Raw genomic sequence first — 20,367 nt, 5'->3', positions numbered from 1 at the left:
CCTTGTAATATCGTATATCTATCAATAACTTTACTGAAAATTTCAATTATAATTTTTGTAAACGATTTCAAAGGGGAGGGGTATTTATTCTTACAATTTTGGGATTATCAATGGTCGTAGTATTTACTTATCTGATTATGGCGAAGAAGTTATCACCGGTTACCGCACTTGTGATAGTACCTATTATATTTGGCCTGATTGGCGGCTTCGGCATGGGCCTCGGATCTATGATGCTCGATGGATTGAAAACAGTGGCGCCTTCAGCAGCTCTACTGCTGTTTGCCATACTGTTCTTTGGAATACTGATTGATGCAGGGCTTTTCGATCCATTGATCAATAAAATGCTCCATATAGTCAAAGGGGATCCGGTCAAAATTGCAATCGGAACAGCTGTCATCGCCATGTGTGTCGCTCTGGACGGAGATGGAACGACAACACACATGATAACTATTTCAGCGATGCTCGCGCTTTATCTCAGAATCGGCATGAATCCGCTGGTTCTGGCAACAATATCTCTGCTGTCTGTCAGCATCATGAGCGGTATGACCCCTTGGGGCGGTCCTGCTACAAGAGCGATTGTATCTCTCGGACTGGATGCCAATGAATTCTTCATCCCGCTTCTGCCTACGATGCTCTCAGGCGCGGCAGCAGTTATTTTCATCTCATTCGCTCTCGGGAAGAAGGAAAGAGCAAGGCTGGGTATTATAGATATCGAGGTAACTCCCAAGGAAGCTCTTGAATTGAATCCGGCTGCGGCAACTGTAGCAGAGACGGAAGATATTAAACGTCCAAAATTAAGATGGGTCAATCTACTGCTTGTGGTCACTATAATGACCGTTCTGGTAACCGGGATACTGCCGGCACCGATATTATTTCTGATAGGCTTCGTGATTGCAGCCATGATCAACTACCCGGATATGCAGCAGCAAAAAGAGCGTATCTCTGCACACGCCGGCAATGCACTTACAGTGGTCGTTCTGGTATTTGCAGCCGGAATCTTTTCAGGAATCTTCTCCGGTACGGGAATGGTTGAAGCTGTATCAAATTCACTGGTTTCCATCATCCCCGAATCAGCAAGTACATTCTACCCGTTAATTGTCGCTCTGACGAGTATGCCTTTAACATTTGTGCTGTCCAATGATGCCTATTACTTCGGGGTTCTGCCGATACTGGCAGAATCAGGAGTTGCATACGGTGTGGACCCTCTGCAGGTGGCGAGGGCTTCTGTACTGGGGCAGCCTGTACATTTCCTGAGTCCGCTGGTGGCATCCACCCTCCTGCTGGTGGGAATGGTCAAAACAGAGCTTGGAGACCTTCAGCGTTTTGCAATCAAATGGTGTGTACTCTGTTCGCTTATTATAATAGCTGTAGCATTCATTACAGGCGCAATAAGCTGATTATAAATTGAACAACTAAAAAAGCGGAGCGATCCTGAAATCAAACAGGATGGCTCCGCTTTTAATTGTCCTCTACAAACACTTCAGTAAGTACATCTGTAATGGCATGGGCCAGGTTCATGACTGTGAACAGCCGCGTGTCATTCAGAAATTGAGATTCCGGTAAAGGATCGACATAATTAACAAAACCTGCAAAGTGGAAGTCGCCGACCTCCGGCAGCATTTTTTTCAGTGCTCTCCCGGGAATCAGAGGGCCATTTTTAAACATGACATGACCGACCTGTTCCCTTTCACCAAGTGAGGCGTCGATACCTATGATGACAGGCTTACTTTTCCTTTTATCAATTTTCTTTAATACGCCGTTCAGGTTAAACGCATGTATCGGCTCTTCCAATGTGCCATATACGCTGACAGGGAGGTTTTTTTCGTGGAGCATCGTCCCCACAAGCGGCCCCAAAGCATCGCCGATATAACGGTCGGAACCAATGCATATAACAACGATATCTTCTTTCATGGCTGTCGTTTGAGACAGGAGATCCCTGACTTTACCTGCCAGCCACTGTATATGTTTTTCTTCTGGTTTTCCATTGGCATCCATATAAAATGAAGCGGGTTCCTGCTGCAGCTTTTGTCCCCTGTAGAAAAAAGAGTTCATGCCTTCTCACCTCCTGAATCATATGTTGTCCGATAATTGCACGAATAGTTAATTACATTATACTAAATAAATAGAAAAAATGTTTTTATAAAATCTCGAAGCGGGAACAATTTGCAGGAATTAATTAAAAATATACCGCTATCCCATTTGTAATAATCAACTATCATTCATCCTCCCGCTTATACTTTCACAGCCTCCATGTGAGAACTGTATAATGGAAAGCGAGGGGGAATCGTTATGAAGGTGATTGTTGACGCAGATGCATGTCCGGTGAAGGATATCATTATAGAAGAAACAAAGAAGAGGGACGTCTCTCTGGTGCTGGTATCGAGTCTGTCGCACTATTCCGAGAGGGAACTGCCGCCGCATGTGGAGGCGGTCTTTGTCGAGGCGGGAGCGGATGCTGCGGATTTCAGGATCGTCCAGCTGGCCAAAAGGGGCGATATTGCTGTCACCCAGGACTATGGTCTCGCCTCACTACTGCTGCCGAAAGGGTGCACGGTCATCCATCATAAGGGTTTCGAATATAGTGATGAAAACATCAACCATCTTCTTGAGACGAGATACATGGGCAGCATGATTCGCAAAGGCGGCGGGCGGACGAAGGGGCCGAAACCATTCTCGAAGGAAGACAGGCGGGCATTTATGGAGTTGTTTAAACGAAAGCTTGAGAGTGAAGAGAGTATATAAGCCAGATGTTTTACAGTCTCGGGTTTATCAGCTAGGTTGAATAGTGATAGAGAAACTAAAACCAGTATAGAAAAGGAGCATGACAATGGATGTGAAATTTCCTATCGGTCAATTGGATGTCCCTGAAAATGTAACGCTTGATAACATTGAGGAATGGCTGGACCAGATTGAAACCTACACTCTCAGGTTGAGGGAGACCGTTGATTCACTGAGTGATGAGGAATTGGCAAAAACATACCGCGGGGGCAGTTTCAATGTCCGCCAGCTTGTCCATCACATTGCAGATTCGCAGCTGAACATGTACCAGCGTCTGAAACTCGCCCTGACGGATGATGCGCCTACAGTGCCCGGTTTCATCCAGGACGAATGGGCTGTGCTGCCGGATACGGAAATCCCTGTGGAAAGTTCAGTGAAAATGCTGGAAGGCATCAATGAACGCATTGTGGCTTTGGGAAAAACTCTGACGGAGAGTCAGCTGGACAGATATTTCGTACATGAAACCAATGGCAGGATTACAGTGGCAACAAAGATCGCAAAACTGGCCTGGCATGAAGAACATCACCTGGAGCATATAAAGATTGCGCTATCCAACTAATTGAATTAGAGAGTGATATGATGAAGCCGGATTCCCTATGGGGCCGGCTTTTCATTGTTCTGTTACATTATTCTTCACTTCCGAGGCAGTATATTTGTTTTAATATACCCCTGTAGGGTATATTATATGTGTGTTAGGATAATAGAAAACTTTGGAGGTATTAATGATGAAATTCAGAATTTTAGCGGTATTACTTACAGCAGTCGGTCTTGTGTTGGCAGCGTGCGGTACGGATGACGGAAGTTCAGAAGACGGCGGTGAGATGGATCATGCCGAAATGGACCATTCCAGTTCAGGTGAAGTTCCGGACGACCTTTCACGAGCGGAGAATCCTGAATATCCTGTGGACAGTCAGGCGGTAATCAACGCAGAGCATATGAAAGGAATGGACGGTGCGGAGGCGACTGTCACGGGAGCCTTCGATACCACAGCCTACAGTGTGACCTATACACCGACGACTGGCGGTGAGCCTGTCGAGGATCATAAATGGGTCATTCACGAGGAAATAGAGGATGCGGCTGATGCACCTTTTGAAGCCGGTGATGAAGTCGTGCTGGAAGCTGCGCATATGGAAGGCATGGAAGGCGCCGGGGCGACAGTCGATTCAGCAGAAGATACGACTGTCTATATGGTGAGTTATACAGATACGGAAAGTGGTGATAAGGTCGAAAACCATAAATGGGTGACCGAAGAGGAATTGACGCCGGTGGAATAACACAATTTGAACAGGAAAGAGGGATGAATCATGGCAGAACATGACCATAATCATCATGATCACGACGGTCATGATGGTCACAATACGCATCAGCATGATGGCGCGGGACATGAAGGGCACCATCATCACGGGGATTTCAGGAAGAAGTTTTTCATATCGCTGATCCTTGCGGTACCTATCATCTTCCTTTCTCCGATGATGGGGATCGACCTGCCCTTCCAGTTCACTTTCCCGGGTTCCAGCTGGCTTGTGCTGGTTCTTGCCACTGTACTTTATATTTATGGCGGCCAGCCTTTCCTGGGCGGAGCGAAGGGTGAGATTAAGGCACGCAAACCAGGGATGATGACGCTGATTTCACTGGGGATATCGGTTGCGTATTTCTACAGCCTCTATGCATTTTATATGAATCATTTCGGGGCGCCTGATGCACACACGATGGATTTCTTCTGGGAACTGGCTACACTGATTGTCGTCATGCTGCTTGGACACTGGATTGAGATGAAGGCGGTTGGCAATGCCGGAGATGCCCTCGAGAAGATGGCGGAATTGCTGCCGAGCACTGCGGTTGTCCTGGATGAAAATGGAGAAGGCAGGGAAGTTGAACTTTCTGAAGTGGGCGAGGGCGACACTGTACAGGTTAAAGCCGGGGACAATATACCGGTGGATGGTGTAATCATATCCGGCCGTACGACTGTGGACGAAGCGCTCGTTACAGGGGAGTCGCGCAACATCGAAAAGGTTCCGGACGATGACGTGATCGGCGGCTCGGTGAACGGGTCGGGGACGATTGATGTGAAAGTTACCGGGACCGGTGAAAGCAGCTATCTCACGCAGGTGATGGATCTGGTCAGCGAGGCACAGAGTGATAAATCGCGGTCGGAACTCCTGTCTAACCGGATTGCGGGATATTTATTCTACTTTGCCCTGATCACCGGACTGCTGGCATTCATCATCTGGCTGATGGTTTTAGGGACAATGGACTTTGCGCTTGAACGCCTGGTGACAGTGCTCATCATCGCCTGTCCACATGCACTCGGACTTGCAATCCCGCTGGTTACTGCAAGGTCGACATCACTCGGTGCGAAAAATGGCCTCATCGTCAAAAACCGGGAATCTCTCGAGACGGCCCGTCATCTGGATGTGGTCATGATGGATAAGACCGGCACATTGACTGAAGGGAATTTTGCGGTGAATCATTACAAAAGCTTCACCGATGAATATACCGATGATGAAGTGCTCGGCTTCATGGCGGGAATCGAACAGAGTTCAAGCCACCCGCTTGCAGCCGGCATACTTGATAAGGCCCATGCTGATAAGGTGGAAGCTGCAAAGGCCGAAGATGTCAACAACATACCTGGTGTTGGTCTCGAAGCGCAGGTTGCAGGCAAGGATATGAAAGTTACAAGCGTCTCCTACCTTGAAGATAATGGCATTTCCTATGACAAAAAAGAGTTCGAGACCCTGGCAGGCCAGGGCAACTCCGTCAGTTTCCTTATCATAGAGGGTGAAAACAGCGGCATAGTTGCCCAGGGCGACCAGATCAAACCGGGGTCCCAAAAGATGATTGAGGGGCTGCTTGAACGTGATATCACGCCTGTCATGCTGACGGGGGACAACAGACAGGTTGCAGAGTCCGTCGCATCGGAGCTCGGCATCAAGGATGTGCACGGTCAGCTGATGCCTGAAGACAAGGAACGCATCATCAGGGAGTATCAGGAGGAAGGCAGCAAAGTGATGATGGTGGGTGACGGAATCAACGATGCACCGAGCCTTGTGAGGGCGGATATAGGTGTTGCCATCGGTGCCGGTACAGACGTTGCGGTGGAGTCCGGGGATGTCATACTCGTCAAAAGTGAACCCTCCGACATCATCCATTTCCTTTCATTGTCAGAGAACACGATGAAAAAGACGGTGCAGAACCTATGGTGGGGCGCCGGCTACAACATTCTGGCAGTGCCTCTTGCGGCAGGAATACTCGCTTCCATCGGCATACTGCTGTCACCGGCTGTGGGAGCTGTGCTGATGTCTCTAAGCACAATAATCGTCGCCTTGAATGCAATGACGCTCAAATTGGATTGATGATGCGCGAAAGGATGTGCCGGACCGGTGCATCCTTCATTTTATTGTTATAATAAAAAGAAAAGCGCAGGTGTAAATTCATGATATCAACAACGAGTATAGTGCTCATGGGCATATCGGGATTGTTTTCGATACTGTTGCCTTTCATCTTCATACTGATTCTGCGCCGGCGGTTCAGTATCCGGTGGATCCCGATCCTTATCGGTGCGGCGACGTTCATCATCTTTGCGATGGTCCTGGAACAGATTTCCCACCTCCTTGTCCTGAGGCCTGGGGAGGGAGGAGAAGTGCATACGCTGGTCGACTCGCCGTGGCTGTATGTACTCTATGGTGTGCTGGCTGCGGGAATATTTGAAGAGACGGGGCGGCTGACGGCTTTCCTGCTGATGAAAAAGAAATACAGGCAGGTGGATTCGGCCATCTCCTACGGCATCGGTCACGGCGGCATCGAAGCGGTCATCGTCCTGGGTCTCGGCATGCTGAATACGATCATTTTCAGTTTCATGATCAACAGCGGCAGCAGCATCGTGGATACCCTGCCCCAAGCGACAGTCGAGTCGATTGTCGGAACACCGGCCGTTGCATACGCACTCGGTATTGTTGAACGCATCTTTGCGATCGGTGTACATCTCGGTCTGTCCGTCATCGTCTTTGCTGCGGTAATGAAGGGACGGTGGCGGCTGTTTCCGCTGGCGATCGTCCTTCATGCATTGACGAACGTGACAGCTGCAATGATGCAGGCGGGCCTCATCACAAGCATGTGGGTGATGTATGCCGGATTTATAGTCATGACCCTGGTGACATTGTGGATTGCCTATAATGTCAGTCTCAGAAACAGAAGAATCGAAGAGAATATGGAAATTTGAAAAGGGCTGACGGATTATCCGTCAGCCCTTTTCACTGTAAAGATTACGCCGCTTCCTTGCATGCATTGGCGCATTTGAAGCATGCATCCGCGCATTTCTGGCAGTGCTCATGGTCGTGCTTTCGGCATTCGTTACCGCATGCTTCACAGATTTCTGCACATACGGCTGCAAGCTCGGAGCCGAACGGTGTATTCCTCGTCAGTGCATGCTCCAGGTAGGAACAGATATCCGCGCATTCACGGTCGAGTCGTATGCACTCCGCCATCATTTTCACATTTTCTTCCTTCAGGCAGGCATCATAACAGTGGTTGCATGCCTCGGCGCACTCATGCAGCGTCTGAATCAGATTCCGGTTCTGTTCATGGGACATTCTGAATACCTCCAATATATTATTGATTCATACATTCATATGATTCCCGCCATGCTGATTTATAAACGGGAGGGAGAAGGGATTTCCCTGACAAGCTCCTGAGCTCCAGTGCAGGCTGCTAGGGCCTTCGACAGGATGATGGAATATACCTCTTATGTTGAGATAGGGAATTTCCAGGAGATATTAGGAAATTCCCTGATTCATTGTTTGTGAATACTATTACATAATAAAGGTAACTTGATTAAGAGGAGTGTGCCGGATGTTTAAAGGCCTGAAGTATTTTAAACCGACAGAGAAATTCAACGGTGACTGGTCGGTGCTTGAGCAGAAGAACCGTGACTGGGAGCGGCTTTACAGGGAACGCTGGAGCCATGACAAAGTAGTGCGCACCACACACGGGGTGAACTGTACCGGGTCCTGTTCGTGGAAGGTGTTTGTGAAGAACGGGGTCATCACCTGGGAAAACCAGCAGATCGACTATCCATCCTGCGGGCCAGACATGCCTGAATTCGAACCCCGCGGCTGTCCGCGCGGTGCATCTTTTTCATGGTATGAGTACAGTCCGCTGCGGGTAAAATTCCCCTATGTGCGCGGTGTTCTGTGGAAATTGTGGCAGCATGCACTCGCTGAGCACGGTGATCCGGTCGAAGCCTGGGCTTCGATCGTTGAAGACGGGGAAAAGGCGCAGTCCTATAAACAGGCGAGGGGCAAAGGGGGGCTCGTGCGGGCATCATGGCGCGATGTGACGAGACTCATTGCAGCACAGCTTGTGTATACGATCAAAGAATACGGTCCCGACAGGATTGCCGGATTCACACCGATTCCGGCAATGTCCATGATCAGCTATGCATCCGGCGCAAGGTTCATTTCCCTGCTCGGCGGCGAGATGCTCTCATTCTATGACTGGTATGCGGACCTGCCGCCGGCCTCTCCGCAAATCTGGGGGGAACAGACGGATGTGCCTGAATCTTCGGACTGGTACAACTCTTCCTACATCATCATGTGGGGCTCCAATGTGCCTCTCACAAGGACACCGGATGCCCATTTCATGACCGAAGTGCGCTATAAGGGGGCGAAGGTCGTATCCGTCGCTCCGGACCATGCGGAAAACGTCAAGTTTGCTGATAACTGGCTGGCTCCGAATCCGGGAACGGACGCGGCGCTGGCACAGGGGATGACGCACGTCATACTGGATGAGTTTTATGAAAAGCGCAGGGAGCCCTTGTTCATAAACTATGCGAAACGTTTTACGGATCTGCCTTTCCTGCTGATCCTGGAAGAGGAGGGCAGGACGCATAAAGCCGGAAGATTCCTGCGCGAGAGTGACATGGAGGATGTCCATGAAAAAGGCGAATGGAAGCCGGTGCTGTTCGATGAAGGGGCCGACGGGATCGTCGTGCCGAACGGTACGATGGGTCAGAGATATGAAGAGGGCAGTAAATGGAACCTGAAGATGGAAACCGATGACGGCATGCCGGTCCATCCGGCGCTGTCGATCCTGGAGCAGTCCGACGGGAGATGTGATATTGATTTCCCGGAATTCGACAACAAAGGCAACAGCCGCTTCACGCGTCCGATTCCATATAAGTCTGTTGAGCTGAAGGACGGGCATACGGTCAAAGTTGCGACGGTATACGATGTGATGCTGAGCCAGTACGGCGTCAGCCGATTCGGGGACGACCGTGAGGCAAAAGGATATGATGACGCGGAAAGTGTCTATACCCCGGCATGGCAGGAGGGGATCACCGGTGTCAAGGCATCCATAGTGACACAGGTCGGCAGGGAATTTGCCCAGAACGCCATCGATACAGAAGGGAAATCGATGATCATCATGGGGGCCGGCATCAACCACTGGTTCAATGCGGATACGATCTACCGTTCAATACTCAACCTTGTCATGCTGTGTGCAACGCAGGGTGTCAACGGCGGCGGCTGGGCCCATTACGTCGGACAGGAAAAATGCCGGCCGATAGAAGGATGGCAGACACTGGCCTTCGCCAAAGACTGGCAGGCACCGCCCCGCCAACAGAATGCAACGAGCTGGTTCTACTTCGCCACAGAGCAGTGGAAGTATGAAGAATCGTCTGTGGAATCGCTGAGAGCAGAAACGGGCGGCAAGCTGAGATATTCCCATCCGGCGGACTACAACGTCCTCGCAGCGCGACTTGGATGGCTGCCGTCCTACCCGCAGTTCGACAGGAGTTCCCTGTCGTTCTACGAAGAGGCGAAAAAGGCCGGGGACACATCTGATGAAACAGTCCGTCAGAAAGCGGTGGATGCACTGACTGACAGGAAGATGAAGCTGGCCATCGAGGATCCGGGAGCGAAAAAGAACCATCCGAAAACACTTTTTGTCTGGCGTTCGAACCTTATTTCATCTTCGGCTAAAGGACAGGAGTACTTCCTCAAGCATCTGCTGGGTACGAAAAGCGGCCTGCTTGCCGAACCGAACCGGGATGAGAAGCCCGAGGAGATCAACTGGATCGATGAGGATACAGAAGGAAAGCTCGACTTGCTTGTGTCGCTCGATTTCAGGATGACGTCGACGCCGCTGCACTCCGATATCGTTCTGCCGGCGGCGACATGGTATGAGAAGACAGACCTTTCATCAACGGATATGCACCCGTTCGTCCATCCATTCAATCCGGCGATCAATCCGCTCTGGGAATCGAGAAGCGACTGGGACATCTATAGGACAATCGGCAAGGATTTCTCGGAACTGGCGGAAGAGCATCTGCCGGAACCGGTGAAGGACGTTGTCACAATGCCGCTCATGCATGATTCACCCGGGGAAATCGCACAGCCGCTCGGGGAAGTCAAAGACTGGTCCAAAGGCGAAGTTGAAGCGATTCCGGGGCTGACGATGCCGAACTTCGATGTAGTGGAACGCGACTATACGCAGGTCTTCGATAAGTATGTGACCGTGGGGCCGAAACTCGGCACGGGCAAGATCGGGGCGCACGGTGTACAGTTCAGCGCCAGAGAGGAATTCGAGGAATTGAAATCCATCACCGGCGTATATACGGACGGATCGATCAAAGACGGTCTGCCTAAAATTGATACTGCCAGAAGGGCGGCGGATATGGTGCTCCATATGTCGTCGGCGACAAACGGCCGGCTCTCCCAGAAGTCATATGAAGCACTCGAAGCGGATACCGGCATGGCGCTCAGGGATATTTCCTCCGCCCGTGAAAACGAGAGGATCACATTCAACAATATTACAGCGCAGCCGCGGGAAGTCATACCGACAGCGGTATTCCCCGGCTCAAACAAAGGGGACCGGCGATATTCACCGTTCACGACGAACATAGAGCGGGAAGTGCCGTTCAGGACACTGACCGGCCGCCAGTCATTCTATATCGATCATGAGTTTTTCCGACAGTTCGGTGAGAGCCTGCCGGTCTACAAGCCGACACTTCCGCCGATGGTGTTCGGCACACGGGACAGGAAGATCAAGGGCGGCGTCGACAGCCTGGTGCTCCGGTACCTGACGCCGCACGGTAAATGGAACATCCACTCGACGTATCAGGACAACCTGCATATGCTCACTCTATTCAGAGGCGGACCGAACGTCTGGATCAGTGTGGAGGATGCAGAGGCGCATGACATCAGCGACAATGACTGGCTTGAAGTGTACAACCGGAACGGCCTCGTTACGGCGCGGGCAGTCGTCTCCCATAAGATGCCAAAGGGGACGATGTTCATGTATCACGCGCAGGACAGGCATATACAGGCGGCGGGTTCGGAAATCACGGATACGCGGGGCGGCAGCCATAACGCGCCGACGCGGATACATCTGAAACCGACCCAGCTGGTGGGCGGATATGCGCAGGTCAGCTACGGCTTCAACTATTACGGGCCGATCGGCAACCAGCGGGACGTTTATGTGGCAGTGAGAAAAATGAAGGAGGCAGATTTCCTTGAAGATTAAAGCGCAAGTGGCAATGGTAATGAACCTTGATAAATGCATCGGATGTCACACATGTTCGGTGACATGCAAAAGTACATGGACGAACCGGGAAGGTGCGGAATACATGTGGTTCAACAACGTAGAAACGAAACCCGGGATCGGTTATCCGAAACGCTGGGAGGACCAGGAGGTCTATAAAGGCGGATGGAAGCTGAACAAGCGGGGCAGACTGGAATTGAAATCAGGCACCAGGTTGTCCAAGATGGCGCTGGGCAAGATTTTCTACAATCCGGATATGCCTGAGATGAAGGATTATTACATCCCATGGACATACAACTACAAGAACCTGATCACCCGGAAACAGGGTGCACATTCCCCGGTCGCAACGGCGCGCAATGTGCTCACAGGTGAAAAGATGGATCCGGAATGGGGGCCGAACTGGGAGGACGACCTTGCCGGTGCACACATCACCGGGCCCGAGGATCCGAACATCCAGAAAATCGAGGAAGAGATCAAATTCAACTTCGAGCAGTCCTTCATGATGTATCTGCCGCGTCTGTGTGAACACTGCCTGAACCCGAGCTGTGTGGCATCCTGCCCGTCGGGTGCGATGTACAAGCGCGATGAGGACGGAATCGTACTCGTGGACCAGGAGGCATGCCGCGGCTGGAGATACTGTATGACAGGCTGCCCCTACAAGAAGGTCTACTTCAACTGGAAGACGAACAAAGCCGAAAAATGCACATTCTGCTATCCGAGAATCGAGACTGGGCTGCCGACGGTATGCTCTGAAACATGTACCGGACGCATACGTTACCTGGGCGTTCTGCTGTACGATGCAGACAGGGTGCTTGAAGCGGCCAGCACGGAAGACCCGAAAGACCTGTATCAGGCACAGCTGGACCTCTTCCTCGACCCGAATGATCCGGAAGTGATTGCACAGGCCGAAAAGGACGGCATCAGCTACGACTGGATCGAAGCGGCGCAGCAGTCACCGGTCTATAAGCTCGCGATTGAATACAAGCTTGCATTTCCGCTCCATCCGGAATACAGGACCATGCCGATGGTGTGGTACGTTCCGCCGCTGAGTCCAATCATGAACTATTTTGAAGGCAGGGATTCCATCAAGAACCCGGATGCGATCTTCCCGGCGATCGAAGAGATGCGGACGCCCGTCCAGTATCTTGCCAACATGTTGACAGCCGGCGATACGAAGACGGTCAAGGAATCACTCCAGCGGATGGCGATGATGAGAAGCTATATGCGCGCGGCAACCAGCGGAAAAGATTTCGATGAAAGGAAGCTTGAACGCGTCGGGCTGACAGCGGTCCGGACGAAGGAAATGTACAGGCTGCTCGCCATAGCCAAATACGAGGACCGCTTCGTCATACCGACCTCCCACAGGGAAGGTGCGATGGATCCGTACCGTGCACAGGGATCGACCGGCTACACGCAGGATGGATTCGCAGACGGCTGTGACGGCTGCGGACCGGTTGGTGTCACAGCTGAAAAATCAGGGAAGCAGATCTATGAAGAGAACTTCTATGGGGGAATCTGGCGTGATTGATTTCAGGAGACTTGCAGAGTACAAAGACCTTTTCAAATTTTTCAGCATGCATTTCGACTATCCCGAAAAACTCACATACCATCCTGAAAGTTTTGCAGTCAGGGGAGTCCTGCCTGAAGCGGCAGGTCGCCATATAGACGAATACGAGAGGAATGTGATGGCACTCAGCCTGGATGAAAACAGGGAGGAGTATATCCACACGTTCGATTTTGAAAAAAAGAACAGCCTCTTCATGACATACGCAAATTTCGAAGACGGCAAAGAACGGGGGCAGATGCTCGCCAAACTTAAAGTGCTGTATGAGATGTTCGGGCTTGAAATGCCGGATAATGAACTTTCGGATTACCTGCCGCTGATGTGCGAATTCATCTATGCAGGAGACTGGGAGAACGATGACAGGAAGGAAGACAGCTTTTCATTACTCATCGGAGTGATCGAGGATGGCAGCTATCACCTGCTGAAATCGCTGGAGAAACAGGAAAGCCATTACACGCCGCTGGTGAGGGCACTGCGTGAAACATTCAAACAGTGCATGAGACAGCCGGCAGGAGAGCAGGGGTGAGAGGCTGATGCTGGATCAATTTTTATGGGTGATATTCCCCTATCTTGCCATCGCGACATTTGTCATCGGTCATATATTCAGGTACAGGTACGATCAGTTCAGCTGGACGGCCAAGTCCAGTGAATTCATAGAACAGAAACAGCTCAAATGGGGGAGCCTGCTGTTCCACCTCGGGGTGATCCCCGTATTTTTCGGCCACGTCGTGGGACTCCTTGTCCCGGCGGCCTGGCTTTCTGCCATCGGAGTGGATGACCACCTCTATCATCTCGGGGCAGTCTATGTCGGCAGTATATTCGGCATCATGACACTTGTCGGCATGTTCCTGCTGACCTACAGGAGACTCAGCAAACCGAGTGTCCTGAAACTGAGTTCCGCCTCAGACATCACAGTGAACCTGCTGCTTTTGTTCATCGTATTCATCGGCTGCTACGCGACACTTGTCACAAATACGACCACGCCGGATTTCGATTATCGTGCTACAATATCAGTATGGATAAGAGGTTTACTGATGCTGCGGCCTGAAGCGGCACTGATGGAAACCGTACCGCTCACATTCAAACTGCATGTCCTGGCCGGCTTCGCCATATTCATGATGTGGCCGTTTACGAGGCTGGTCCATGTATGGAGTGTGCCGCTCAATTACGGTACAAGAAGTTATATCCTCTACAGGAAGCACAGTACCAGGTGAAATTTCGCAAAGGGGTGAGAGGCATGAATGGTACAATTGAACAGACGATCGATCTGGATCATATCCGGCGCATTACCCGCTCCGATTGTGTGGGTATGGCAGAAGAAATCCGGACGTTTGATGAAACTTTGGTCAAATGGACCCGCATGACGGGCAATATGAACAACCGCTACAGGCGAATATCCGTGGCGCCGGGCAAAGGTGTCGCAGGCATTGTCAAAAAGACGGGGAAACCCTGGATTGTCGAAGACGTGGGTAAAGAAATACCACTGTCCGAGAAGCACCGGTATCCGATCATCATAAATGAAAAGATCGTCTCATTCATCGCCATCCCCATCCTGAAAAAAGGGAGGCCGGAAGGCGCCCTCATCATCGGTTACAGGACGCCGGGACGGATCAGTAAATCTCTGACAATGGATTATATAGAAGATATACAGCCAGTATGCAAATGCGAACTGGGAGGGGTGCATTTATGACCAGACAGAAGGATCTTGTCCAATATCTGCAGTTGCTTTATGAACAGTCGAATGAAATCATCTTCTTTCTGGACAGGGAAGGGGAGATCGTCTACCGCAACAGTGCGTCATACGAAATAATGGGGGAGGATGTCCAGCATCAGCTGGATAGCGCATTATGCCACCACTGTGAGGGGCTGACGGATGAGAACCATCTGGTGACCTGTGAAGGCTGCTACCTCTACAGCGGCGTCAGTGATAAGGTGGATTTCCAACTGTTCATGAAGCTGCAGGACGGAACCGTGAAACCTTATTCTGCAAACTACCAGACACTGGATTACGAGAATGATATCAGAGTACTGCGTCTGAACAACATCTCGAATCAGATGAAGACCCAGCAGGTCCTGCACCAGAAAATGCTGACGAAGCATATCATGGAGGCGCAGGAAGATGAAAGGAAGCGGATTTCACGCGAGCTGCATGACAGCATCATCCAGAATATACTGAACATCCTTGTGGAGGTGCGGCTATTCAAATATCTGCCCCCTGAGGAACTGTCGGAGAAGACGGAGCAGGCGGAATATCTGCTCAACAATCTGATGAAGTCGATCCGTAATATATCCGTGGAGCTCAGACCGTCTTCACTTGATGATCTTGGTCTTCTGTCCGCGCTCCGGTCCCACTTCAAGTATATCGGCAAGAATTACGGCATGGCGGTTTTATTCGAATCGAACATAGAAGATACAAGATTTGACACAGAGATTGAAACGGCGCTGTACCGCATCATACAGGAGTCTGTTTTCAACGCGATAAAATACGCTGATGTGGATACTGTAGACGTGACCCTCATGGATCGCGGTGAATACCTTGAGGTTATCATCGAAGATGAAGGCGTCGGTTTCGACATGCACAGTTCGCCAAGGGGATCCGGACTCGGACTCTTCGGCATGAGGGAGCGGGCCGAAGCTATCGGGGCGAATGTCAGCATTAAAAGTGTTGCAGGCAAAGGAACTAAGATTGCTCTGATCCTTCCTTTGAAGAAAGGGGGAGAAAAATGAGGATAGTCATTGCCGATGATCATTCCGTTGTACGCAGCGGATTTTCGATGATCATCAATTATCAGGAGGATATGGAAGTCGTTGCGACTGCAGGGGATGGCCTTGAGGCCTACCGGATGGTTCAGAAATATGAACCCGATGTCATCCTGTTGGATATAAGCATGCCGCCGGGGGAATCCGGCCTGATTGCGACGGGAAAGATTTCACAGGATTTTCCGGATACTAAAATCATCATTCTCACAATGTATGACGATGATGAATATCTTTTCCACTCCCTTAAGAACGGGGCAAAAGGGTACGTACTGAAAAGCGCGCCCGATGAGGAACTCCTCGACGCCATACGCTCTGTATATGCCGGTGATACCTATGTCCACCCGAAGATGACGGACGTGCTTGTCAGGCAGTTCATCACACAGGATGACATGATGGAGGATAACACGAATCCCTTCAAGTTACTTTCAAAGAGGGAGCTTGAAATACTGCCGCTTGTGGCCAAAGGCTACGGCAACAAGGAGATCGCCGAAAAACTGTTCATATCCGTGAAGACGGTCGAAGCGCACAAGTCCAGATTCATGGACAAGATTGGTCTCTCATCGCGTCCGGAAATACTGGAGTATGCTATAAAGAAAAAACTTATCGAATTTTAAGCAGGTGGATTATGCAGACCTTCAATTTCAAGATGAAGGCCCTCAGGGTTTTGGAGAACGAACACCGTCTGATCATGCATGAAATCACAGGGTGGTTCGACCGCATGCGGGAGCTTGAAGAAAATGGGCAGGCAGATGGTCCGGAACTGGAAGCACTGATGGACAAGGTTGCATTGAGCAAAGAGATCATCAACAGGCATCAGCTGAAAGAGGACAGGTATTTCTTTGAAATGCTCGGCCATTACATAGGCATGGACCAGGGACCGATCATGGCGATACAGGCAGAGCACAGCGAGATAGAGCAGTATTTCACCAACGCGTTTGTCATGCATGGCGAGGGCAGGGCGCTCACTGAGTTCTCGCCCTATCTCCAGGAGGCATATGAAATACTGTATATGCACATGTACAAAGAGGAAAATGTCCTTTTTCCGATGGCTGAAAAACAGTTCAGGACCATCGATGAAGAGAAGCTGCTGGAACAGCTCAACAGCAACATCCTAGAGGAAACATAAGGTATTCCCCCTCAATAATGAGGGGAGTCCCTTATGTTTCTTTTTTAGTGCAGAAATTATAATGGATGTGAAGAACAAAAATAGAAAATGATATAAGGTGTGAAAACAATGATCAGGAAAATTCAGCTCCCGCTACAGACTGTGAACATGCTGGTCGGTTTCATCTGCTGGGTCATCATCTCCCCCCTGATACCTTTCATCTCAGAAGATGTGAACATCCCCGCAGAACAGGTGGCAATCATTACGGCGGTGCCGGTCATTCTCGGTTCGATCCTCAGGATACCGCTGGGTTATTATGCGAACGTCATCGGCGCAAGGAAAGTGTTCATCATCAGTTTCATACTACTTCTGTTCCCCATCTATTATATAAGCAACACCTCTTCGCATACAGACCTGCTCATAGGCGGTTTCTTCCTGGGCATCGGCGGAGCGATGTTCTCTGTGGGGGTGACGAGTCTGCCGAAGTACTACCCAAAGGAAAAGCACGGGCTGATCAACGGTATCTACGGTGTCGGCAATATCGGTACGGCGATCGCAAGCTTTTCCGCGCCGGTTCTGGCCGTACAGATCGGCTGGCAGAACACCATCCGGGTTCTCTTGGTTGTACTGGTCGTTTTCATCGTCATCAATATCTTCTTCGGCGACCGCCGGGAGAAGCTGGTGAAACAGCCGCTGCTCGGACAGATCAGGGGAATCATCAACAACGAGAAATTATGGGTGGTTTCCCTGTGGTACTTCATCACGTTCGGTTCATTCGTCGCCTTTACGGTATTCCTGCCGAACTTCCTGATTACAAACTACGGTGTGGATAACGTCGATGCGGGCATCCGGACAGCCGGATTCATCGCCCTGGCCACATTCATCCGGCCGCTCGGTGGGTTCATCGGCGACAGGTTCAATCCGCTGATTGCGCTCATCTATACTTTCCTCGGCATCACCATCGGCGGGATCATCCTTGCATTTTCACCGACATTCCTGCTGTTCAGCATCGGATGTCTGCTGGTGGCCGCTACATCCGGAATCGGCAACGGGCTTGTGTTCAAACTGGTGCCGCAGTACTTCAGCAAACAGGCAGGGATCGCCAACGGTTTCGTATCCATGATGGGCGGGCTCGGCGGATTCTTCCCGCCGCTCATACTGGCATCAATCCACGGCATTACGGGCCAGTACTCGATCGGCTTCATGCTGCTGTCTCAGGTCGCGCTGGCGAGCCTCATACTGGCAGGCTGGATGTTCTACCAGAATAAAGTCTCCATCGCCTCCAAAGTCTTCAACTCGATGGGGCAGGGCGTGCTGGTGACCGATGAGCGCGGGAAGATCACCGACATCAATCCGAGGTTCACCGAGATCACGGGATATACCGAGGAGGAAGTGCGCGGCGCAAGCCCGAACATCCTCCAGTCCGGAGAACAGGACAGGACGTTCTACACCAACATGTGGGATATGCTGCGGCAGGAAGGCATATGGCAGGGTGAAATCATCAATAAGAAGAAAAACGGGGAACTGTACAGACAGTGGCTGAACATCAAGGAAGTCCGTAGCAAAGAGGGGGACATAGAAAGGTACGTCGGCACCTTCTCTGAAATGGACTGAGGCAACAACGCAAAAGCGCTGCAGGAATGTCTGCAGCGCTTTTGTCATGCTTTCCAGCTGTCATATTCTTTTTTGGAACAGTACACGAGGTGATTGTTGCCGAAATCCCTGAGTTCCAGCTCTTCGTCTTCAGTATACTCATGCATGCCTGCATCGTAACTGATCCTCCGGCGTCCCTTCTCGGAATGGGGATCCGGCTGTGGAACGGCTGAAAGCAGTGATTTGGTGTATGGATGGACCGGCCGCTCATATAAATCGGCCGCTTCCCCTATTTCCATGATCTTACCTTTATACATGACGGCAATCCTGTCGGAAATGTATTTGACCATCGAAAGGTCGTGGGCGATGAAAAGATATGCGAGCCCACGCTCTTTCTGTATATTCTTCATCATGTTTACGACCTGTGCCTGGATTGAAACATCCAGCGCTGAAATCGGTTCGTCGGCAATGATCAGCTTCGGATCGAAACTGAGTGCCCGCGCAATGCCGATCCTCTGCCGCTGTCCGCCTGAAAATTCATGCGGGTAGCGGTTTGCATGCTCTCTGTTCAGTCCGACGGATTCGAGCAGCCCATATATTTTCTCACGTCTTTCTTTTTTCTTCTTGTACAGTTTATGGATATCATAGCCTTCTTCGAGTATTTCAAAGACAGTCATTCTCGGATTGAGTGACGCATATGGATCCTGGAAGATCATCTGCAGTTTCTGATGGAACTGCTTTTGTTCCTTCCTGGACAGTCTGTCATTGTTTCTACCGTCGAATTCCACCTCTCCGCCCGTTTTGTCATAAAGGTTGATGATCGTACGTCCTGTTGTGGATTTTCCGCACCCTGATTCCCCCACCAGGCCGAGCGTTTCACCCGGCATGACATGGAAGGAGATATCATCAACAGCCCTGAGCGGATTATTCTTGGCGCCAAAATGCTTCTGCAGGTTCTTCACTGTCAAAATCGGTTCTGCCATCACTGATCACCGCCGTTGTATTGGATATATCTGTCCCTGATGATTTCAGGCACTTCAGTTTTCGGAGCGTCCGGATGGAGGCGCCACGTTTTCGCGTAGTGGTCTTTGCCCGCTTCGAACATTGGAGGGCTCTTTTCGAAATCGATCTTCATGGCACGGGGATTCCTCGCAGCGAAAGCGTCACCCCGGGGCGGATCGACCAGATTTGGCGGAGAACCGGGGATCGTTCTCAACTCTTCTTTTTTGTCTGCATTCATATCAGGCATCGAACCGAGCAGCCCCCACGTATAAGGGTGCTGCGGGTTGTAGAAGATATCATCCACCGAGCCGATCTCGACTATTTCACCCGCATACATGACTGCCACACGGTCAGCCACGTTCGCAACCACACCGAGGTCGTGTGTGATGAAGATGATCGATGTACGGGAGTTTTTCTGTACATCTTTCATGACTTCAAGTATCTGTGCCTGGATGGTCACATCAAGGGCGGTCGTGGGTTCATCGGCGATCAGCAGTCTGGGATCTGCAGCCAGTGCAATTGCGATGACAACCCTCTGCCTCATGCCCCCCGAAAATTCATGTGGATACTGGTTCAGGCGCTTTTTTGGACTGGGGATGCCCACCAGTTCCATCAGTTCCAGTGCGCGTTTTTTTGCGTCACCGGATGATATTTTCTTATGCTTCAGCATGACTTCTGTAATCTGTTTGCCGATTTTCATGGTCGGGTTCAGCGATGTCATCGGATCCTGGAATATCATGCTGATTTCATTGCCCCGTATTCTTTCCATCTGTTTTTCTGATTTCTCAAGAAGGTTATTTCCTCCGAACAGGATCTCCCCGCCGGCATAGATTGCGGGCGGCTGGGGAAGCAGCTTCATGATGGCCTGGTTGGTCACACTTTTGCCTGACCCGGATTCACCCACGATAGCGAGTGTTTCTCCTTCAAATACATCAAAACTGACCTTGCGGACCGCTTTCACAGTGCCGGCATAAGTCTTAAAATCAATTTCAAGGTTTTTCATCTGCAGTATCGGTTCATTCATCAT

General features: G+C 50.7%; 19 protein-coding genes. 15 read left to right on the top strand and 4 right to left on the bottom strand.

Annotated elements, in window-relative coordinates:
* Nucleotides 1-86 precede the first annotated feature (86 nt).
* Entirely contained in the window at nucleotides 87-1,397 is a 1,311-nt protein-coding gene (locus WN59_RS11610; RefSeq protein WP_046517467.1) for a CitMHS family transporter, read from the top strand.
* A 61-nt stretch (nucleotides 1,398-1,458) separates the two neighbouring features.
* Here the strand turns inward: WN59_RS11610 and yyaC are convergent, their stop codons facing one another.
* Nucleotides 1,459-2,052, bottom strand: coding sequence for a spore protease YyaC (gene yyaC, locus WN59_RS11605; protein WP_082099289.1), 594 nt, complete (start codon nucleotides 2,050-2,052; stop codon nucleotides 1,459-1,461).
* Nucleotides 2,053-2,289: 237 nt separating this feature from the next.
* On the opposite strand from yyaC, the gene WN59_RS11600 reads away from it, so the two are divergent.
* The 5 genes from WN59_RS11600 (at nucleotide 2,290) to WN59_RS11580 (ending at nucleotide 6,997) form a co-directional block, all read left to right on the top strand.
* Nucleotides 2,290-2,742, top strand: a complete 453-nt coding sequence (locus tag WN59_RS11600) for a YaiI/YqxD family protein (protein ID WP_046517465.1) — start codon at nucleotides 2,290-2,292, stop codon at nucleotides 2,740-2,742.
* 85 nt (nucleotides 2,743-2,827) lie between these two features.
* On the top strand, nucleotides 2,828-3,337 hold the full coding sequence (locus tag WN59_RS11595; RefSeq protein ID WP_046517463.1) for a YfiT family bacillithiol transferase: 510 nt from the start codon (nucleotides 2,828-2,830) through the stop codon (nucleotides 3,335-3,337).
* A gap of 166 nt (nucleotides 3,338-3,503) precedes the next feature.
* Nucleotides 3,504-4,052: a YdhK family protein gene (locus WN59_RS11590; RefSeq protein ID WP_082099287.1), complete on the top strand. Its 549-nt coding sequence runs from the start codon at nucleotides 3,504-3,506 to the stop codon at nucleotides 4,050-4,052.
* Nucleotides 4,053-4,082: 30 nt separating this feature from the next.
* Nucleotides 4,083-6,131, top strand: a complete 2,049-nt coding sequence (locus WN59_RS11585; protein ID WP_046517458.1) for a heavy metal translocating P-type ATPase — start codon at nucleotides 4,083-4,085, stop codon at nucleotides 6,129-6,131.
* An 80-nt stretch (nucleotides 6,132-6,211) separates the two neighbouring features.
* Entirely contained in the window at nucleotides 6,212-6,997 is a 786-nt protein-coding gene (locus WN59_RS11580; RefSeq protein ID WP_046517456.1) for a YhfC family intramembrane metalloprotease, read from the top strand.
* A 43-nt stretch (nucleotides 6,998-7,040) separates the two neighbouring features.
* Here WN59_RS11580 and WN59_RS11575 read toward each other — a convergent pair whose 3' ends face one another.
* On the bottom strand, nucleotides 7,041-7,367 hold the full coding sequence (locus WN59_RS11575) for a four-helix bundle copper-binding protein (protein WP_046517453.1): 327 nt from the start codon (nucleotides 7,365-7,367) through the stop codon (nucleotides 7,041-7,043).
* Nucleotides 7,368-7,626: 259 nt separating this feature from the next.
* Between WN59_RS11575 and WN59_RS11570 the strand changes: the two genes are divergently transcribed.
* From WN59_RS11570 to WN59_RS11530, 9 genes are all read left to right on the top strand, one after another.
* The gene (locus tag WN59_RS11570; protein WP_046517450.1) at nucleotides 7,627-11,298 is read left to right on the top strand and encodes a nitrate reductase subunit alpha; all 3,672 of its coding nucleotides are present in this window, start codon (nucleotides 7,627-7,629) and stop codon (nucleotides 11,296-11,298) included.
* Nucleotides 11,288-12,844, top strand: coding sequence for a nitrate reductase subunit beta (gene narH, locus WN59_RS11565; protein WP_046517448.1), 1,557 nt, complete (start codon nucleotides 11,288-11,290; stop codon nucleotides 12,842-12,844). Before WN59_RS11570 ends, narH begins: the two co-directional genes overlap by 11 nt.
* Nucleotides 12,837-13,406 carry a nitrate reductase molybdenum cofactor assembly chaperone gene (gene narJ / locus WN59_RS11560; RefSeq protein WP_046517846.1) on the top strand — a complete coding sequence of 190 codons (570 nt, stop codon included), beginning with the start codon at nucleotides 12,837-12,839 and terminating at the stop codon, nucleotides 13,404-13,406. The genes narH and narJ overlap by 8 nt, the downstream gene beginning before the upstream one ends.
* Nucleotides 13,407-13,413: 7 nt before the next feature.
* Nucleotides 13,414-14,094, top strand: coding sequence for a respiratory nitrate reductase subunit gamma (gene narI / locus WN59_RS11555; RefSeq protein WP_046517445.1), 681 nt, complete (start codon nucleotides 13,414-13,416; stop codon nucleotides 14,092-14,094).
* A gap of 23 nt (nucleotides 14,095-14,117) precedes the next feature.
* The gene (locus WN59_RS11550; protein ID WP_052747422.1) at nucleotides 14,118-14,570 is read left to right on the top strand and encodes a GAF domain-containing protein; all 453 of its coding nucleotides are present in this window, start codon (nucleotides 14,118-14,120) and stop codon (nucleotides 14,568-14,570) included.
* Entirely contained in the window at nucleotides 14,567-15,607 is a 1,041-nt protein-coding gene (locus tag WN59_RS11545; RefSeq protein WP_046517443.1) for a sensor histidine kinase, read from the top strand. Before WN59_RS11550 ends, WN59_RS11545 begins: the two co-directional genes overlap by 4 nt.
* Nucleotides 15,604-16,254 (top strand): response regulator transcription factor, encoded by a 651-nt coding sequence (locus WN59_RS11540; protein ID WP_046517440.1) that lies wholly within the window; start codon nucleotides 15,604-15,606, stop codon nucleotides 16,252-16,254. Before WN59_RS11545 ends, WN59_RS11540 begins: the two co-directional genes overlap by 4 nt.
* An 11-nt stretch (nucleotides 16,255-16,265) precedes the next feature.
* On the top strand, nucleotides 16,266-16,766 hold the full coding sequence (locus tag WN59_RS11535) for a hemerythrin domain-containing protein (protein WP_046517438.1): 501 nt from the start codon (nucleotides 16,266-16,268) through the stop codon (nucleotides 16,764-16,766).
* Nucleotides 16,767-16,874: 108 nt separating this feature from the next.
* Nucleotides 16,875-18,359, top strand: coding sequence for a nitrate/nitrite transporter (locus WN59_RS11530; protein WP_046517436.1), 1,485 nt, complete (start codon nucleotides 16,875-16,877; stop codon nucleotides 18,357-18,359).
* Nucleotides 18,360-18,403: 44 nt separating this feature from the next.
* On the opposite strand, the gene WN59_RS11525 is transcribed toward WN59_RS11530, so the two are convergent.
* Both WN59_RS11525 and WN59_RS11520 read right to left on the bottom strand, forming a co-directional pair.
* Nucleotides 18,404-19,321 (bottom strand): ABC transporter ATP-binding protein, encoded by a 918-nt coding sequence (locus WN59_RS11525; RefSeq protein WP_046517434.1) that lies wholly within the window; start codon nucleotides 19,319-19,321, stop codon nucleotides 18,404-18,406.
* Nucleotides 19,321-20,364, bottom strand: coding sequence for an ABC transporter ATP-binding protein (locus WN59_RS11520; protein ID WP_046517841.1), 1,044 nt, complete (start codon nucleotides 20,362-20,364; stop codon nucleotides 19,321-19,323). The genes WN59_RS11525 and WN59_RS11520 overlap by 1 nt, the downstream gene beginning before the upstream one ends.
* Nucleotides 20,365-20,367: the final 3 nt, after the last annotated feature.

The organism is Salinicoccus sediminis, assembly GCF_000986795.1.
In the GTDB taxonomy this organism is placed as follows: domain Bacteria; phylum Bacillota; class Bacilli; order Staphylococcales; family Salinicoccaceae; genus Salinicoccus; species Salinicoccus sediminis.
Note: the sequence above shows the minus strand (reverse complement) of the source record. Positions and strands in the feature narration are given on the sequence as shown.

Coding starts and splice junctions, on each gene's coding strand:
- narI (WP_046517445.1), top strand. CDS start 13,414: ATGCTGGATCAATTTTTATGGGTGATATTCCCCTATCTTGCCATCGCG.
- WN59_RS11520 (WP_046517841.1), bottom strand. CDS start 20,364: ATGAATGAACCGATACTGCAGATGAAAAACCTTGAAATTGATTTTAAG.
- WN59_RS11535 (WP_046517438.1), top strand. CDS start 16,266: ATGCAGACCTTCAATTTCAAGATGAAGGCCCTCAGGGTTTTGGAGAAC.
- WN59_RS11545 (WP_046517443.1), top strand. CDS start 14,567: ATGACCAGACAGAAGGATCTTGTCCAATATCTGCAGTTGCTTTATGAA.
- yyaC (WP_082099289.1), bottom strand. CDS start 2,052: ATGAACTCTTTTTTCTACAGGGGACAAAAGCTGCAGCAGGAACCCGCT.
- WN59_RS11590 (WP_082099287.1), top strand. CDS start 3,504: ATGAAATTCAGAATTTTAGCGGTATTACTTACAGCAGTCGGTCTTGTG.
- WN59_RS11600 (WP_046517465.1), top strand. CDS start 2,290: ATGAAGGTGATTGTTGACGCAGATGCATGTCCGGTGAAGGATATCATT.
- WN59_RS11575 (WP_046517453.1), bottom strand. CDS start 7,367: ATGTCCCATGAACAGAACCGGAATCTGATTCAGACGCTGCATGAGTGC.
- WN59_RS11530 (WP_046517436.1), top strand. CDS start 16,875: ATGATCAGGAAAATTCAGCTCCCGCTACAGACTGTGAACATGCTGGTC.
- WN59_RS11585 (WP_046517458.1), top strand. CDS start 4,083: ATGGCAGAACATGACCATAATCATCATGATCACGACGGTCATGATGGT.
- WN59_RS11570 (WP_046517450.1), top strand. CDS start 7,627: ATGTTTAAAGGCCTGAAGTATTTTAAACCGACAGAGAAATTCAACGGT.
- WN59_RS11525 (WP_046517434.1), bottom strand. CDS start 19,321: ATGGCAGAACCGATTTTGACAGTGAAGAACCTGCAGAAGCATTTTGGC.
- WN59_RS11595 (WP_046517463.1), top strand. CDS start 2,828: ATGGATGTGAAATTTCCTATCGGTCAATTGGATGTCCCTGAAAATGTA.
- WN59_RS11550 (WP_052747422.1), top strand. CDS start 14,118: ATGAATGGTACAATTGAACAGACGATCGATCTGGATCATATCCGGCGC.
- WN59_RS11540 (WP_046517440.1), top strand. CDS start 15,604: ATGAGGATAGTCATTGCCGATGATCATTCCGTTGTACGCAGCGGATTT.
- WN59_RS11580 (WP_046517456.1), top strand. CDS start 6,212: ATGATATCAACAACGAGTATAGTGCTCATGGGCATATCGGGATTGTTT.